This is a genomic window from Mesorhizobium sp. P2_F7 (assembly GCF_056403695.1).
On the sequence record NZ_JBFUFA010000009.1, the window covers coordinates 68,932 to 83,940 of the forward strand.

The following is a 15,009-nucleotide window of genomic DNA, read 5'->3' on the forward strand; positions in this document are numbered from 1 at the left end:
TGCTATGTGTGCCTTATGATCACGAGGGTGATGTCGTCATGGATCTTCTGGACTCCGATATGGGCCATCAGATCCTCGATGATCCCGGTCTTGATGTCCTCGGCGCTCCCGCCGTAACGTTTTTTTGCACTCTGGCAGAGGCGCTCGAACCCGAATAGCCTTTTGTCCTGATCCTCCGCTTCGGTCACACCGTCGGTGTGCAGCACGATCACGTCGCCACGCTCGAACAGGATGTCACGCGTATCGATGAACTTCGAGATGTCATTCTCCAGACCAACCGGCATGCCCAGATCAAGCGTATCGATGCGTTCGACCTCCCCGTCCCCACGCACGACGAGAACGTCCTCATGCTGGCCGGATAGCGTTACCCGCTCATCCTCGAAGTCAAGAAAGGCCAGCGAGAGATGCTTGCCGGTGTTCGTCCGCTCGATGTTCTTGTAGATCGCTCTGTTCAGCCGGTCCAGAAACTGGTGCGGATCCGCTTCGTCGGTCTCCTGCAGCGCGCGTGCGACGGATTGGACCATCAGCATCAGCACGCCGCTCTCGAGACCATGACCGGTCACGTCGCCGATGCCGATCTTGATCCGTGATCCGTTCTGCAGGACGTCGTAATAGTCACCGCCGACCTCGTCGGCCGGCCGCATGTAGGCTGCGATCTCCAGCCCCGGAATCGCTTCTAGTTCGAATGGTTTCGGCAGGACCATCAACTGGATCTGCTTGGCAACCGCGAGCTCGGCGCCGAGGCGGACGTTCTCGTCCTGCAGCTTTTCGTTGAGAGCGGAAATCTCCTGATTGGCGTCGCCCAGCTCTCTGGTTCGTTCGTCGACGAGTTGCTCGAGGTTTTCCGTGTGGAAGCTGATCTGCTCGGCCATGCGGTTGAAAGCGATGCCAGCGGCTCCAACCTCGTCGCGCGTCGGAATGCTGACGCGGACTGAATAGTCCTTGGTCTGGAGCCGCTGGGCGGCACTGGCAAGCGCCCTGAGGCCCGCGGTGATCCGCTTCGAAATTCCGAGCACGGCCGCGAAAACAATCAGAAGCGAAACGATGATCGCACCGATCTGAAAGAGCAGGATACGATTGGTTGCGCGCGAAATGCTCTTCTGCGCGGCAAACAGGGACGCATAGATCTCCCGTTCGGGAACGACGATCCCGACCGACATCGTTTCGGACTTGATCGGTCCCGAACTCCACAGATTGGTCGGCTTCAGTCGCTTGAGGACAACAATGTAGGGTACGCGTTCGCCCTTGTTGTCGAGCATGATGTGCTGAATGACACCGTCATTGTTCTGGCCGAGAGGCAGCGACGCGATAGCCGGCTGCGTACTTCCCCGCAGTGACCGCTCCAGGCCGGTGACGCCCTGCGTGCCCGCGTCGCTTGATGAAGTCAGGCCGATGATCGCCTGGCCCGACGGATTGATCGCCACCACATTGCCAGTCGACATGGTGAGGAAGCCGAACCCGGTTTCAGCGATCTTCACCCGTTCGACGACTTCCGCGAGTTGATCGAGAGTGATGTCGGCCCCGGCCGTACCTGCGATACCGGTGCGATCGCGCGTCCACAGCGGGTGGAAAAAGCTGACGATCAGCTTTCCCGTGATTGCATCGGTGTAAGGCGCTGTCTGGGTGATATCGTCAGGGACAGGACGCGAGGCCGGATCCCTGGCCCATTGCTGCCATGAGCCATAGATTCCCGGAAAGAAGAACTCCCAGAACTCTGCCTTGTTGTGGCCCGGATAGAGCTTGTCGAAGGTCTGCGCCTGGTTCGTATACGGCACCGTCCTGAAGATCGGCCGTTCTTTTGGACCAATATAGTACATTTGCAGTTTGGACGATCCGCTGGCCATGAGAGTCGGCGCGACGAGATCGATCACGGTACTGTCTTCTATTTCCTTCTGAACTCCCGGCAGCGGAGCGTGGTCGGCGCCCAGCAGGTAGCCCCAGACACTGACCACGGAAGGCGCGCCCGGCAGGTTCTGCGCCCAATCGCCGTGCGCGTCGTAGACGACCTTCACGGAGCCGGGCGCTTCATGCGAAAGCGTCGCTCCGACCTCTTGCTGCCTCGTCGGTTCGTTGATCTGGGCCTGCAGTACTCCAGCCAGCGCCTTGACGTCGCCGTGAACCCGATCGAGCAGCAGATCAACGCTCAACGCTGTCGATTCGGCATAGGAACGAATGTATTCCTGGTTTGCGGTCGTCAGGCCCTCACCGACTTCCGATGTTGCGTCCCGCGACAGCTTCTGAACGTTCCAAAGGGCCAGGCCACCGCTCAGCAGGAGGTCGAACAGGACGGCGCCGCCAACGACCAACACGAATTTCGCTCGAAAGGAGCGCAGGCCGAAGCGCGGTGTAGGCTCATTGTCGGCTTTCATTGCGGCCGTCGCCCCGATGCGACCCAGATCGGCCAACCCGCATAACCTTTGGGGTGGAGCGCAGCGAAAATGTGGTCCTCGAAACCCTGCCGGAACTGTGAGACGAACTCAGGTCCATCGCCGCGCCTGGTCGCCATCTCGCCCGCATAGACATCCGCCCATGTCGCGATGACATCGGCGAAATCCTGCGGATCGCCGTCCAGGTTAGTRACCATGAAGGTCTCCACACGGATGTCTTCGAATCCTGCTTCCATCAGATATCGCCGGCTCTTGGGCCCAAGCTCGACGTCCATCTCGAAATGCCCGAACAGCTTCGCCACCTCGTTATAGGTCCAACGGATGCTTTCGGCGCGCGGCTCGCCGAGGCAATGCGAATTCTTCTCGTTGGTGATGTAGACCCGCCCGCCCGGCTTGCATATGCGATAGAGCTCCTTGAGGATGAGTTCAGGCCGATTGAATATCTGAAGGGAATGCCGGCAGGTCACCAGGTCGAACTGCGCTTCGTCGAGCAGCATCTCCGACGCATCGCCATAGGTATATTCGATGCCCCGGATATCGAACTCCCGCATCACCTGTCGAGCATAGTTCAGGCTCGATATGGAGTGGTCGAGGGCGACGATCCGCGATGGCTGGAACTCCTTCTGCACGAGCACGGCGAAATCGCCGATCCCGCAACAGATGTCGGCCATGACAATCCCCTGCCTCATGCCGTGTCGCGGCAAGATTGCGCGCTCGTGGCGCCAGGTCATCTTCGTCTGTGAACGCAGGATCGGAACGAACCCGCCTTCCTCGAGGAAGCCCTGTCCCGGATAGAATTCGCTGTCATACTCCTCGACCGTGATGTTCGGCTCGATTCCGCTCAAGCGACCGAATTTTCGCGAGGTCCATCCGACGACGCTTGACGTGATGACGACGAATTTGAGATCGGGCCGAGCGCGGCAGGCGTCGATGAGGATCCTCGAAAAGGCGTGAAACGCGGCGTTGTTCATCTGCGTCAGGCGTCTGACATTGACGTAGAGAACGCCGCGCACACGGCCGATCGCATCGCGGAGCAATGCTATGCTGGGCCCAAGCTCATCGATTGCCTGAGGCCGGACCACCCCGGATATGGAGAACTCCTGGTTGTTGGCGTCATATTGCGCCTTGAAGCGCGGGAGGAGGTCGTAAGGGCTCAATGTTGCAGGCCCTCAAGCGGGAGATCCACGACAAGCTTGATTGCATCACCATCGGCTTCCTCCACCCTGAGTGCCGCGTTGTAGTCGACAGCCAGTTCCAGGAGCACGACCTCCCGGCTGGGCGCGAGATCCCCAGACACCGAATTGAGGTATCGCTCCCTGGCCTCTGTTCCTGCGACGCGTGACACGGCTTCTTCATAGAATTCGCGCTCCTCTGGCACGCATGGGAACGTCAGCTCGATCCTGTCCGTCGCGCCGTGGCGGGACACCCTGCATGCCAGTTCCCCACCGGCATGGCGCGTACGAAAGGCGACTTCCAGCAATTCATTGAGGGCAGAGGAAAAGAGATTTGAATGCCGGACCGAGTCTGATCTGTTTTGACTGATCATCCGGGCCATGTATGTCGAGACATAGTCGCAGTGTCTCCAGGCGGAGACGAAAGCTTTGATTTCCATGTCGATCTGGATCATGGGCGCAAAAGTCGGCTCGCCAGCCAGCTCATGATGAACAGGTCCCATAGGCATCCTCCCTTGTTCCATCAGCATCGAGCCCTGGTAAGGCGATGGTCTCCGCGACGAAAAATTTCACCCCGCGCAGTGATGGGTCACTCTTGCACCGACTCGAAGAATTGAGCGGTATCTGCCTCGATCGTTTCCACAAATCTCCACTTCACCGTTAACAAAGGGTGCAAGGTGCAAAGCAATTCCAGGAAACATGCGTAGCGGTTTTCCGTCCGGATTTGTGTAAGAACAAATACTTAGGGTCAGTGGTTCTATCAAACCGCTCTAAACCGCCCGATTTGATTCCTCCATCGCTCGCACCACCCTCAGCTGGGATCGTCTGATGAAATTGCCAATTGCATCGGCTCCGAGTGGGCGTCCCAGGAAATTGCCCTGCAGGCAATCGCAGTTCTCCTTGATCAGCCACCGCGCCTGTGCCGACGTCTCGACCCCCTCGGCGGTGACGCTTATTCCCAGGCCGTGCGCCAGATTTATGATCGATCGCACGATGGTCTGGCTTTTGAGATCTGTCCCCAGGTCCGCAATGAAGTACTGATCTATCTTCAACGTATCGAAGGGAAAGTTCTTAAGGTAGCTCAACGATGAGTAGTATGTTCCAAAATCGTCGAGCGATATTCGTATTCCCAAGACGTTCAGAGTGTTTAACGTGTCGATATTGTCGATCGTCTTCTCGAGAAGAACCGTTTCGGTTATCTCGAGTTCAAGTCGGTCGGCCCGGATTCCAACTGCGTCGATGACCTGAGCCACGGTGTCAGTCAGCGATCCGCTAAGGAACTGAGCAGGCGACAGGTTCACTGCGATCGTCAGCGAGGAGGGCCACGTCAATGCCTGGCGACAGGCCTCCTCAAGCACCCATCGTCCAATCTCGTCCATCAGACCGTCCGCCTCGGCGATCGGTATGAACACGCCGGGTGGAATGATTCCGATCTCGGGGTGCCGCCACCGTAGTAGCGCTTCGAAACCGATCACCGATGCGGGAGACCGAATGAGCGGCTGATACTCCAAATAAAGCTCGCCCCGCTCCAGCGCGGTTCGAAGGTTGCGCCTCAGATTCTCGCGTTGCTCGAGCAAGAGCAGCATCGAACGGTTGAACGTTCGAGCGCAACCGCGTCCATCCGTCTTGGCTGCGTAAAGAGCAATGTCCGCGGCTTTCATCAACTGCTCGCCATCGGTACCATGCTCCGGCCCGAAAGCAATTCCGATACTCGAGCCGACGAAGACGGGAATGCCGTTGATGACGAACGGCTCCTTGAACGCGTCGACCAGCGATCCTGCGAGGCGCTCGGCTTCCGCAGGCTGATCCTTTCCCAATTGGATGACGGCGAACTCATCGCCGGCATACCGGTACGCGGATTCGCCGTCCTGCAGCGCGTCGCGGATTCGACCCGCTGCGAGTTGAAGAAGCGTGTCGCCTGCTCCATGACCGAGCGTGTCGTTGACCGCTTTGAAATCGTCGAGGTCGATTTGCAGCAGGGCGACTTTCGGCTTTGCTCCGCCGATGGCGGCGAGCGCCTGCTGTAGCCGCTCGCCGAACCGCCGCCGATTCTGCAGTCCGGTCAGCACGTCGTGCGTCGCCTGATGGAGCAGAATTACATGCTCCTGCTCCTCCGCCGCGCTCCGCTCGCCGTGCCCCCTTGTCTCGATGATTCCCACACCATTCGCGGCGGCGAAGACGAAAACGGAACGGGGCGCCTCGTCCGATGATCGCGGCAAGTCGATGCTTGCCGGAGTGCCGCCGTGGAACACACGAAGAAATTCGTCGCGGTACCTCGCATCGAGGAAGCTCGGGTAGATATCCCAAACGGCGGCACCCGGCGCTACCGCGCCTCCGTACACGCCTTTGAGCTTGGTTGCGTAGTGCGTCAGGCAGAAGTCGCGGTCATAGAACGACAAAAGTTCGGTCGTGTTTGCCAAAAGGTCAGCGAGAAGCGCTTCGTCGGCACGTGGAACATCGCTTGAGGAGGGCCCCTCACTCTCCGTGCCGACGCCTGATGCCTCTGGGTGCAAGAGCCACCTCCATAGGCGGTGCAAATTCGCTTCCCCCAGTCCAGAAATAGCATAACTGCCAAGCTTGGCAAACTTTCAACTGGCAGTCTTAACAAGTTCCGCGTGCTGCGTAGTTGCAATGCATGCCCGGCAGTGATTGGCGGAAAATTATCGATAATGATGACCAGTCACAGTTCGTTAATAAATCGGCAAGTGGCGGGAATTAGCCATATGATTGATGGCGCGGTGGACGGCGACATGAAATATTGTGGTCCATGAGGCGATGTGGCCTTCCCCGCCCCCGCAAACTTTTTTGAGCCCGGTTCGTCCAAAGATCGCCGATCCTGTTTCAGCTTCCGAGCGCTTTGAGCCAGCCTTCAAAGGAAGAGGCCTTCTGGTGTTCGGCAAGCGAAGCAGAGTGGGCCGGGCGCGGCCACACCACCGTGCTGCGGCCTTCGCGGGGGCTATAACCGAATTCCTTGCTGAATGCCCGGCTGAAATTGGCCGCTGAACTGAACCCGAAGGCCTCGGCAATTTCAACAATGCGCCGGCTGTCCACCGGGTCGCTGAGCGCAATATGCGCTGCCAGAAGCCGGCGGCTTTGGATGTAGTGGAGAACACCACCGCTTGGTTCGAACAACTGATAGAGACGGGAGCGCGAGACGCCGAGCGCCCGGCACATTGAATCCGGTGTCAGATGAGCCGCATCCAGATTGTTGTGGACGTATCTGCGCGCCCGCTCCATGAGCGCAACATTCGCCAGTTGTTCGGCAGCGGCAGCATGTTCCCCCGCAGGCCCGAGGCAGGCAATGATCATGCTGCGCGTTGCGTGTACGATGCGAGGCAGATCGTCGGCCGTGAGGCTGCGCAGTCTTGCCTCTACGCTGTTGATGTAGCCGACCAGGAGGTTGGCAAAGTTGCCGGACAGAATTGAATTGTTCTTCGCGTCGAGGGTTGCCGCAGCATCGGCGAACAAATCACGCGGCATATAGAGAAGGAGACTTTCAGAGTCCGTTGCCCTCCCGCGAAACGGGTAGCCAAGCGACCTGATCTCCAATTTGTCCGGCTGGCCTTCTGCAACGCGGCGATCGACCTCCGTCCATGACCGGCCAGTATGGGGCAACACGATGCACCAGTGATCGATCGAGCTGGACCGAAGTTTTGCGGCAGAACGCATGTAACTGTGTGCCGCTGCGCGCTGCTGAACGATCAGCATGCCACTGAGGTTCCAGGCCGTATGGTCGGCGGGAAAGCCATCGTCCGGCGATTTGTCATCCGGCAACTTGACCTCGACAAGCGGAGCGATGTGCGCTTGCCAGGCGGCGAATTGATCCTCTGGCGCCAGTTCGAGCGTTGAAAAGGACAAAGGCTCGAGCGCCGGCGCGAGTGACGAAGCTTGCTCGTTGTGAGGTTGAGCTTCGCGCGGCCAACGACGTCGATCACGCTCCGGCGGCTGCCTCGCAGGTGCCTTGTCTGGCTTTTTAGCGTTCATCGCGTGGCGCCATATCCGATTCGGGTATGTCCCATGCCCCTGGCAATCATGTGGTGTATCTGGGGCATCTGGCAAGACTTTGAGGCCGATATCGACAGATCAGCCAGATCAAGCCGTTCGAAGACCACAGCTGTGACCCTGCCAACTACAGCGGAACTCGCGTCGACAGAGCCGGCGGTCACGCTGAGCAACAGCAAGAAATGCATTCCGAGATAAGTTTCTGGATGCAACGCTAACGACACTCTTCAGCCCGCTGCATATAGAATTGAGCATTGTGGAAGCGTAGTTGGGGAGACCCTGTAAATGAACGCAAAGCTCAACAGCGAAGCCCGTCGCAAGATAATTCTTGACGGATACGTTAACAACGAGCCATTGAAGGATATTGCGGCCAGGATCGGATGCTCGCTGGCAAGTTTGAAAGTAACAGCCAGCAAAATCGGCTGCACTCGAACTCCGAAAGAGGCGGCCGATTTTAGGCGCGGCTTTCATATCCCGGAAAACAAGCGGCAGGATTACTACCAGTTGATGAACATTGGTCAGTATAAAGCTCGCGAGTGTGCAGAAATTTTGGGATTGCTGACAGTTCAATCGTCAGGAAACAAGTAAGATCACCGCAATACACTGTCGACGATATTATCGCTGGAGCAATCCATCGCCTCAGCGACTCGTCGGCAGCGGGCCCTGAAAGGTTCGCCCAAATGCCGCGTGGGCGCTTCAACCGTACCTGCCTCAGCCCTCACGATCTGGCTATTTGCGAACACGTGTTCGATCAGGTCTGCGCGGACGAACATCTCAACCCCTTGGACCCGGACGCCGAAATCCTGGCGGTGATGGTTGTGGCCATTTTTCGAAATGCTCACACCGGCGAGCGCGAACTGCTGGAAGCGGTCAGGTCTCGCCGGCAAAAGGTCGCGGGAAGCGGGCATTAGCGCACCGCATTCGATCGCGTAGCCGGGCGGGCCTGGTTGGGCGCATAAACCCCAAAGAGGCTGGAACGTTTCGGCTCGCCGCGCGTTATGTCTATTGGGGTGAAGGCCGGCTTGTTTCGGCCGGCCATGGCGTTAGGGAGGCGCATGGCGGGGAATGTCCCAGGTCCAGACTGTGAAGCCAGCCGAAGCGGCAGCAGCGCCGCGGGTGTCGGATGCGTTCGCGCTGAAGCTCACCTCATCGGAACTCGCGACCACCATGTCACATTTCCATCGCGCCGAGATCGCCCGCATGGCCGGCTGGCGCGACCGTCTGGACCGCACCAGCAACTGGGCGATCACCGTCGTCGCCGCCATGCTCTCGGTTTCGCTGTCGACACCCAGCGCCCATCACGGCGTGCTGCTGTTCGCCATGCTGTTGATCACGCTGCTTCTGTGGATCGAGGCGCGGCGCTACCGCTTCTTCGACGTCTACCGGGCCAGGGTGCGCCAGTTCGAGCGCTATTACTTCGCACAGATCTTCTCGCCGCAGCCGGACTACGCCTCCAACTGGCTGGCCATCGTTGGCGAGGGCCTGCGTTCGCCGCGCTTCTTGATTTCGCAGCGCGCGGCTTTGGTACGCCGGCTGCGCCGCAACTACATTTTTATGTACACGATCCTGACGCTGGCCTGGGTGCTGAAGATCACGACGCCCAGCCTGCAACGCGAAGGATCGCCGATCGGCTTTGGTGCGTCATTCCTCGATGCCGCGCGCGTGGCGCAGCTCGGCGCTATTCCGGGCATCTATGTGGTGTGCATGGTCGGGTTGCTCTATGTCGGCATGCTTGCCGCCGCTTTCCTCATCTCAAGCGACGAGGGCGAGCTTTCGCATGGCACCGTGCACGTCTGAACATTGTCCCCGAAAGCGCAATCCGGTTCTGCTGCGCGGATAGTCAGCAGATATTGTCGACCATCATTGCGGTCGATTCCGGCCGGGTTGCGGACACCTCAACCCGAGGGCGTGCGCGATGGCGCTTGTAGGCAGTGAGTGCGATGACCAGGGCGCAGCAGGTGGCGTTCAGCCAGTTGATCGCCGCCAGCGCGGGATAGAGTGATGTTTCGCGGCCGGCAGCTGTCCGCCGCGATAGCGCAACGCCTCGACCAGCAGGGCGAAGGCCGCTGAAGGCTGCCTTCGGCTTGGGTAATAGAGATGGTACCCGGAAAAGGGCGGACACCAGTCGGCAAGCAGCCTGACCAGTTGGCCGTCGTCGAGCTGCGTTCGCACCTGATCCTCCGGCAGATAGGCAAGCCCAAGGCCTGCAAGCACGGCGTTCATGCGCAAGCTGAAATTGTTGAACACCAATTGTCCTTCGACCCGCACCTTCAGCTCATGGCCGGCCTTCTCGAACTCCCAGGCGTAGATGCCTCCATAAGTCGGCAGGCGCAGGTTGATGCAGGCATGCGCCGTCAGGTCCTGCGGGGTCTGTGGTCGCTTGTGGCGTGCAAGGTAGGCAGGCGAACCCACCACCGCCATGCGCATGTCGGGGCCGATGCGCACCGCAATCATGTCCCTTGCGACCTGCTCGCCAAGACGAATGCCGGCATCGTAGCGCCCGGCAACGATATCGGTCAGGCCGTAGTCGACCATGATCTCGACCGCGATATCGGGGTAATCGGGGAGCAGCCTGGCCAAGGCCGGCCACAGAATGCTTTCGGCCGAATGTTCGCCGGCGGTGATGCGGATGGTGCCGGCGGGCTTGTCGCGCAACTCGCCCAAGGCTGCAAGCTCGGCCTCGATCTCGTCGAGCCGCGGGCCGGCCGTGCGCAGCAGGCGCTCGCCCGCCTCGGTCGGCGAAACACTGCGCGTGGTGCGGGCGAGAAGCCGCACGCCCAGCCGCTCCTCCAGCGCCCGCATTGTGTGGCTGAGTGCCGACTGCGAGACGCCGAGCTTGGCCGCCGCCTTGGTGAAGCTCTTCTCGCGGGCAACGGCGAGGAAAGCGGTGAGCTCATTCAGATTGTCGCGCGGCATTGATGAGCACTCCTCATAGGTGCATGCCAGATATAGCAGCTAATCGCGGATAATCGCAGGCCCTAAATAGGCATCATCAAAATCAGGCAACCAAATCGGCGGCGCGAAGGCTGGTGACACCGCCCACGAGGGTCAGATCCATGGACATCAAGCGAAGCGGCTCGCAGCCTTCAGTCAAAGGTCCCGCCGACTGGTTCACCGGATCGGTGCGCATCGATGCACCGTTTACGGGCAGCGAGCCCGCCCGGGTCGGCGGCGCCACCGTGACCTTCGAGCCCGGCGCGCGCACCGCCTGGCACACGCATCCGCTCGGCCAGACGCTGGTCGTGCTGTCGGGCGCCGGACTGGTCCAGCGCGAAGGCGGGCCGATCGAGCCGATCCGCCCCGGCGACATCATCTGGTTCGCGCCCGGCGAGAAGCACTGGCATGGCGCGGCACCAACCACGGCGATGAGCCACATCGCCATCGCCGAAGCGCTGGACGGCAAGGTCGTCGACTGGCTGGAGAAGGTCAGCGACGAACAACACGAGGTCCAGCCATCGTGACCGGCGCATCTCCCAAGAACCCGTTCTCCGACATCGCCCCTGCCCTCGGCAGATACACCGACGAGGTGTTGTTCGGCGACGTTTGGAAGCGTCCCGGCCTGTCGCCGCGCGACCGCAGCCTCATCACTGTCGCCAGCCTGATTTCAGGTTACCGGATCAATGAAATGCCAGGGCACATGAAGCGGGCGCTCGACAACGGCGTCACCCGCGACGAGTTGATCGAAACCATCACCCATCTCGCCTTCTACGCCGGATGGCCGACCGCAGCCACGGCGATCGGCATCGCCCGGAAGGTTTTCGAACAGGCCGACACCGAGAAACAAGGACAATGACAATGCAAAAGCGAACACTTGGAACAAGCGGCCTCGAAGTCTCGGCCATTGGGCTCGGCTGCATGGGAATGAGCCAGTCCTACGGGGCGCCGATGGAGACGGCCGATGCGGTCCGCCTGATCCGCGCGGCGTTCGAGCGCGGCATCACCTTCTTCGACACCGCCGAAGTCTATGGGCCGTTCAAGAATGAGGAGGTCGTCGGCGAGGCATTGCAGCCCATCCGCGACCAGGTGGTGATCGCCACCAAATTCGGCATCGACATTGCCGGCACTGCCGGACACAGCGGCATGGACAGCCGGCCGGAGCATATTCGCGAGGTCGTCGAGACCTCGCTCAAGCGACTGCGCACCGATCATATCGACCTCCTCTACCAGCACCGCGTCGACCCGGTCGTGCCGATCGAAGAGGTGGCGGGCACGGTCAAGGACTTGATCCAACAGGGCAAGGTCAAGCATTTCGGTCTCTCCGAGGCCGGCGTGCGCACCATCCGGCGCGCGCATGCGGTGCAGCCGGTCGCCGCCCTTCAGAGCGAGTATTCGCTGTGGTGGCGCGAGCCCGAAGAGGCGATCCTGCCGGTGCTCGAGGAACTGGGGATCGGCTTCGTGCCGTTCAGTCCGCTCGGCAAAGGTTTTCTCACCGGCGCCATCAGCGCCGACACGACGTTCGACAGCAGCGACTTCCGCAACACCGTGCCCCGTTTTTCGGCGGAGGCCAGGCTGGCGAACCAGGCTCTGGTCGATGCGATCGGCGTCATCGCGGCCAAGAAGAAGGTGACCCCGGCGCAGGTCGCGCTCGCCTGGCTGCTGGCGCAAAAGCCCTGGATCGTGCCGATCCCCGGCACGACGAAGCTCAACCGCCTCGAGGAGAACATCGGATCGTCGGCAGTTGCGCTGACAGCGAATGATCTTGCCAACATCGAAAACGCGGTCTCGGCGATTGCCGTGCAGGGAGAGCGATACTCCCCGCAACAGGCGGCAAGGATCGATCGCTGATCGCGACGAAAATCAAAAGGGTAAGTCATGACGCAAGGTATCGAGAACAAGGTCGTCGTCATCACCGGCGCCAGCAGCGGGCTCGGCGAAGCCGCCGCGCGGCTGCTGGCGAAAGAAGGCGCGAAACTGGTGCTGGGCGCACGACGGCTCGACCGCCTGCAGGCGCTGGCAAGTGAGCTTTCGCTCGGCAAGGACGCCATCCTGCAGACCGACGTCACCGATGTCGGTCAGGTCCGTCGTCTCGTCGACCATGCGGTCAAGACGCATGGCCGCCTCGACGTCATCATCAACAATGCCGGGCTGATGCCTCACTCGCCGCTGGAGCGCGGCAAGGTCGAGGACTGGGACCGGATGATCGACGTCAACATCAAGGGCGTGCTCTATGGCATCGCCGCTGCCCTGCCGCACATGAAGACGCAAAAGAGCGGCCACATCATCAACGTCTCGTCGGTCGCCGGCCACAAGGTCGGGCCGGGCGGCGCGGTCTATGCCGCCACCAAGCATGCGGTGCGCGTCATCTCGGAAGGGCTGCGCCAGGAGGTCAAGCCCTACAACATCCGCACCACCATCATATCGCCAGGCGCGGTGGCGACGGAATTGCCCGACAGCGTCACCGAGGCGGATGTCGCCCAAGGCGTGCGCGCGCTCTACGACCGGGTGGCCATCCCGGCCGATTCCTTCGCCCGAACGGTGGTATTCGCGATGAGCCAGCCCGACGAGGTCGACATCAACGAGATCCTGTTCCGGCCGACAGCGCAGGAATATTAGAGCCGCCGACCTTGCTTAGCGCCGCCGGTCCAGCCCGAATTGCGCCTGAAATTCCCTGGTGTCGTTGCGGTTGGGATAGGGCTGGTCGGGCACTGGAACGCGCAGATGCGCGCACAGGGTTTCCCAGCCGTCGCCCAGTTTATGGACCAGCAGCCGCTCCGGCGGCACCGTTGCCATGACCGCGGCGACGTTGGCTTCATAGAGGGCGATCGCGGTTGCGCGATCATGTGCCTTGCCGCCGAAGACCTGCTTGGCGACCAGGGAAATGCCCAGCGCCTCCTGATCCTGAAGCTGGTCGATGCTGGCCAGGATGGTCTTCTCGAAGCTCTGCCACCAGCTTTCCGGCGAGCGCCAGGTGAGGATGACCGAGGCATCGGGATAGACCTCGATCAGTTCGCGCCAATAATGCGCCGATGGCCAGTCCATGCAGGAGACATAGCCGGCAAACAGCTCGTTCCAATCAGGCGCAGCACCCTTTGCCAGTGCGCGCCAGAGCCGCTTCTGCTCCTCGTTGGCGATGACTTCGGACATGTGATGACAGGGGCCAAGGCCGAGTATGGCCAGCGCTTCACGCATCGAATCCGTGCCGGTGCGGCCAAAGCCCGTCCCGATCACCTTGATCGACATGCCTCATTTCCCTGGTTCGAACCGCCGAGATCGGCTGACCGGCTAGAATGCAGACCGCAAGGAGGCATGGCAATGGACGAACCCGAGCGGTGGCGGCATGGCGGGCCGTATATTGCCATACGCATATCGGGCCGGATGCGCGCCGCGATCACATCACCCGCCCCGTTACATGCAAAGATTAGTAATGAGCGCTCGCTTCTTGCGCAAAGTTCGGGTTGACCGCCGTGGGGCGCGCGGCGACTATCCCTGCAACGTGCAGGAGGACATGAGATGGACGAACCCGATCGCTGGCGGCATATGGCAAGCGCGCCCAAGGACGGCAGCCGCATACTGGTCACCGTGAGGCCGTCGGAACAGGGGCCGGCCGAGGTCGACCTCGCCTACTGGTCGCGCGCCGACCAGTTCGGCACGGAAGGCTGGCGCTCTTCCGATTCGTCGCCAGGACGCGTGATCGAATATCCTGAACCGGAACTGAAATGCTGGATGCCGCTGCCGACGGCCAATCTGAGCCGGGCTTCCATGCCGGCGCCCTGGGCAGGCGAAGACGCCCAGCAGCTCGACGGCTCCGGCATATGATCTCGGCGGAAGGTTCCGCACCATAAGGCCAACGCCGCCGGCCGCGGCCCTATCTCGGCCGGCGCACCGTTCGCACCATGCCGCCGGGGCCACCGCCGCAGAAGAAGCGATCGCCACCGTCGGATTCGAGCCCAGACACGCCCTTCCCCGCCGGCATGTCGAGCCGCTCCAGCACCTTTCCGGTTTGCGGGTCGACTCGGCGCACGTCGCTCTGGTCACCTTCCCAGGTGCCGTGCCACAGCTCGCCATCCACCCAGGTCACCCCGGTGACGAAACGGTTGGATTCGATCGTGCGCAGGATTTTTCCGGTCTCGGGATCGATCTGGTGGATCTGGCGCGCCCGGTTCTGCCCCACCCAGAGCGTGCCCTCAGCCCAGGTCATGCCGGAATCGCGGCCGCCGCCAGGCGCCGGGATGGTGGCCAGCACCTGCCCCGTATCCGGGTCAATCTTCTGGATGCGATCCCCGGCCAGTTGAAACAGATGCCGGCCGTCATAGGCGGTGCCGGCATGGGCTGCGACATCGATCGAGCGTTTTGTTTCACCGTTTGCCGGATCGAAGGCGATCAGCTGCTCGCCCGTGGCAAACCAGACATTTTGTCCGTCGAAGCTCACGCCATGCACGATGTCGACATCAGGAAAGGGCCCGTATTCGCGCAGGATTTCAGCTTCTGAATGTTTCACGTCATGGTCC

Annotated in this window: 16 protein-coding genes; 8 read left to right on the forward strand and 8 right to left on the reverse strand. The window is 61.0% G+C overall.

The features are described 5' to 3' along the window. Nucleotides 1–2 precede the first annotated feature (2 nt). From AC1DZ8_RS24740 to AC1DZ8_RS24760, 5 genes are all read right to left on the reverse strand, one after another. Nucleotides 3–2,369, reverse strand: coding sequence for a SpoIIE family protein phosphatase (locus AC1DZ8_RS24740; RefSeq protein WP_477307670.1), 2,367 nt, complete (start codon nt 2,367–2,369; stop codon nt 3–5). After that, entirely contained in the window at nt 2,366–3,544 is a 1,179-nt protein-coding gene (locus tag AC1DZ8_RS24745; RefSeq protein WP_477307668.1) for a methyltransferase domain-containing protein, read from the reverse strand. The genes AC1DZ8_RS24740 and AC1DZ8_RS24745 overlap by 4 nt, the downstream gene beginning before the upstream one ends. After that, complete coding sequence (locus AC1DZ8_RS24750) at nt 3,541–4,062, reverse strand: ubiquinone biosynthesis methyltransferase UbiE (RefSeq protein ID WP_477307666.1); 522 nt, start codon at nt 4,060–4,062, stop codon at nt 3,541–3,543. Before AC1DZ8_RS24750 ends, AC1DZ8_RS24745 begins: the two co-directional genes overlap by 4 nt. Before the next feature lie 267 nt (nt 4,063–4,329). Beyond that, complete coding sequence (locus AC1DZ8_RS24755; protein WP_477307664.1) at nt 4,330–6,072, reverse strand: putative bifunctional diguanylate cyclase/phosphodiesterase; 1,743 nt, start codon at nt 6,070–6,072, stop codon at nt 4,330–4,332. A gap of 328 nt (nt 6,073–6,400) precedes the next feature. Next, nucleotides 6,401–7,543, reverse strand: a complete 1,143-nt coding sequence (locus AC1DZ8_RS24760) for a helix-turn-helix domain-containing protein (RefSeq protein WP_477307662.1) — start codon at nt 7,541–7,543, stop codon at nt 6,401–6,403. 303 nt (nt 7,544–7,846) lie between these two features. Between AC1DZ8_RS24760 and AC1DZ8_RS24765 the strand changes: the two genes are divergently transcribed. The 3 genes from AC1DZ8_RS24765 to AC1DZ8_RS24775 all read left to right on the forward strand — a co-directional run bounded on the left by AC1DZ8_RS24765 (nt 7,847) and on the right by AC1DZ8_RS24775 (nt 9,358). Then, nucleotides 7,847–8,149 carry a hypothetical protein gene (locus AC1DZ8_RS24765; RefSeq protein ID WP_477307660.1) on the forward strand — a complete coding sequence of 101 codons (303 nt, stop codon included), beginning with the start codon at nt 7,847–7,849 and terminating at the stop codon, nt 8,147–8,149. 92 nt (nt 8,150–8,241) lie between these two features. Then, nucleotides 8,242–8,472 (forward strand): hypothetical protein, encoded by a 231-nt coding sequence (locus AC1DZ8_RS24770; protein ID WP_477307658.1) that lies wholly within the window; start codon nt 8,242–8,244, stop codon nt 8,470–8,472. A gap of 154 nt (nt 8,473–8,626) precedes the next feature. Further along, nucleotides 8,627–9,358, forward strand: a complete 732-nt coding sequence (locus tag AC1DZ8_RS24775; protein ID WP_477307656.1) for a DUF2270 domain-containing protein — start codon at nt 8,627–8,629, stop codon at nt 9,356–9,358. 168 nt (nt 9,359–9,526) lie between these two features. Here the strand turns inward: AC1DZ8_RS24775 and AC1DZ8_RS24780 are convergent, their stop codons facing one another. After that, nucleotides 9,527–10,477, reverse strand: a complete 951-nt coding sequence (locus AC1DZ8_RS24780) for a LysR family transcriptional regulator (RefSeq protein WP_477307654.1) — start codon at nt 10,475–10,477, stop codon at nt 9,527–9,529. A gap of 140 nt (nt 10,478–10,617) precedes the next feature. Here AC1DZ8_RS24780 and AC1DZ8_RS24785 point away from each other — a divergent pair, with 140 nt between their 5' ends. The 4 genes from AC1DZ8_RS24785 to AC1DZ8_RS24800 are packed head-to-tail and all read left to right on the forward strand — an operon-like array spanning nt 10,618 to nt 13,114. Beyond that, nucleotides 10,618–11,022 carry a (R)-mandelonitrile lyase gene (locus AC1DZ8_RS24785; protein WP_477401775.1) on the forward strand — a complete coding sequence of 135 codons (405 nt, stop codon included), beginning with the start codon at nt 10,618–10,620 and terminating at the stop codon, nt 11,020–11,022. After that, nucleotides 11,019–11,354: a carboxymuconolactone decarboxylase family protein gene (locus AC1DZ8_RS24790; RefSeq protein ID WP_477307650.1), complete on the forward strand. Its 336-nt coding sequence runs from the start codon at nt 11,019–11,021 to the stop codon at nt 11,352–11,354. Before AC1DZ8_RS24785 ends, AC1DZ8_RS24790 begins: the two co-directional genes overlap by 4 nt. A gap of 2 nt (nt 11,355–11,356) precedes the next feature. Then, entirely contained in the window at nt 11,357–12,346 is a 990-nt protein-coding gene (locus AC1DZ8_RS24795; protein WP_477307648.1) for an aldo/keto reductase, read from the forward strand. A gap of 27 nt (nt 12,347–12,373) precedes the next feature. After that, nucleotides 12,374–13,114: an SDR family oxidoreductase gene (locus AC1DZ8_RS24800; RefSeq protein WP_477307646.1), complete on the forward strand. Its 741-nt coding sequence runs from the start codon at nt 12,374–12,376 to the stop codon at nt 13,112–13,114. A gap of 15 nt (nt 13,115–13,129) precedes the next feature. Here the strand turns inward: AC1DZ8_RS24800 and AC1DZ8_RS24805 are convergent, their stop codons facing one another. Further along, nucleotides 13,130–13,741, reverse strand: a complete 612-nt coding sequence (locus AC1DZ8_RS24805) for a sulfotransferase family protein (RefSeq protein WP_477307644.1) — start codon at nt 13,739–13,741, stop codon at nt 13,130–13,132. A gap of 270 nt (nt 13,742–14,011) precedes the next feature. On the opposite strand from AC1DZ8_RS24805, the gene AC1DZ8_RS24810 reads away from it, so the two are divergent. Next, nucleotides 14,012–14,317 (forward strand): hypothetical protein, encoded by a 306-nt coding sequence (locus tag AC1DZ8_RS24810; protein WP_454577323.1) that lies wholly within the window; start codon nt 14,012–14,014, stop codon nt 14,315–14,317. 49 nt (nt 14,318–14,366) lie between these two features. Here the strand turns inward: AC1DZ8_RS24810 and AC1DZ8_RS24815 are convergent, their stop codons facing one another. After that, nucleotides 14,367–14,999 (reverse strand): Vgb family protein, encoded by a 633-nt coding sequence (locus AC1DZ8_RS24815; RefSeq protein WP_477307826.1) that lies wholly within the window; start codon nt 14,997–14,999, stop codon nt 14,367–14,369. Between the last annotated feature and the right edge of the window lie 10 nt (nt 15,000–15,009).

Bases quoted from the DNA above. Each gene is read 5' to 3' on its own strand.
- AC1DZ8_RS24805 (WP_477307644.1), bottom strand. From the start codon at position 13,741: ATGTCGATCAAGGTGATCGGGACGGGCTTTGGCCGCACCGGCACGGAT.
- AC1DZ8_RS24765 (WP_477307660.1), top strand. From the start codon at position 7,847: ATGAACGCAAAGCTCAACAGCGAAGCCCGTCGCAAGATAATTCTTGAC.
- AC1DZ8_RS24780 (WP_477307654.1), bottom strand. From the start codon at position 10,477: ATGCCGCGCGACAATCTGAATGAGCTCACCGCTTTCCTCGCCGTTGCC.
- AC1DZ8_RS24785 (WP_477401775.1), top strand. From the start codon at position 10,618: ATGGACATCAAGCGAAGCGGCTCGCAGCCTTCAGTCAAAGGTCCCGCC.
- AC1DZ8_RS24750 (WP_477307666.1), bottom strand. From the start codon at position 4,062: ATGGGACCTGTTCATCATGAGCTGGCTGGCGAGCCGACTTTTGCGCCC.
- AC1DZ8_RS24760 (WP_477307662.1), bottom strand. From the start codon at position 7,543: ATGAACGCTAAAAAGCCAGACAAGGCACCTGCGAGGCAGCCGCCGGAG.
- AC1DZ8_RS24795 (WP_477307648.1), top strand. From the start codon at position 11,357: ATGCAAAAGCGAACACTTGGAACAAGCGGCCTCGAAGTCTCGGCCATT.
- AC1DZ8_RS24775 (WP_477307656.1), top strand. From the start codon at position 8,627: ATGTCCCAGGTCCAGACTGTGAAGCCAGCCGAAGCGGCAGCAGCGCCG.
- AC1DZ8_RS24740 (WP_477307670.1), bottom strand. From the start codon at position 2,369: ATGAAAGCCGACAATGAGCCTACACCGCGCTTCGGCCTGCGCTCCTTT.
- AC1DZ8_RS24770 (WP_477307658.1), top strand. From the start codon at position 8,242: ATGCCGCGTGGGCGCTTCAACCGTACCTGCCTCAGCCCTCACGATCTG.
- AC1DZ8_RS24810 (WP_454577323.1), top strand. From the start codon at position 14,012: ATGGACGAACCCGATCGCTGGCGGCATATGGCAAGCGCGCCCAAGGAC.
- AC1DZ8_RS24800 (WP_477307646.1), top strand. From the start codon at position 12,374: ATGACGCAAGGTATCGAGAACAAGGTCGTCGTCATCACCGGCGCCAGC.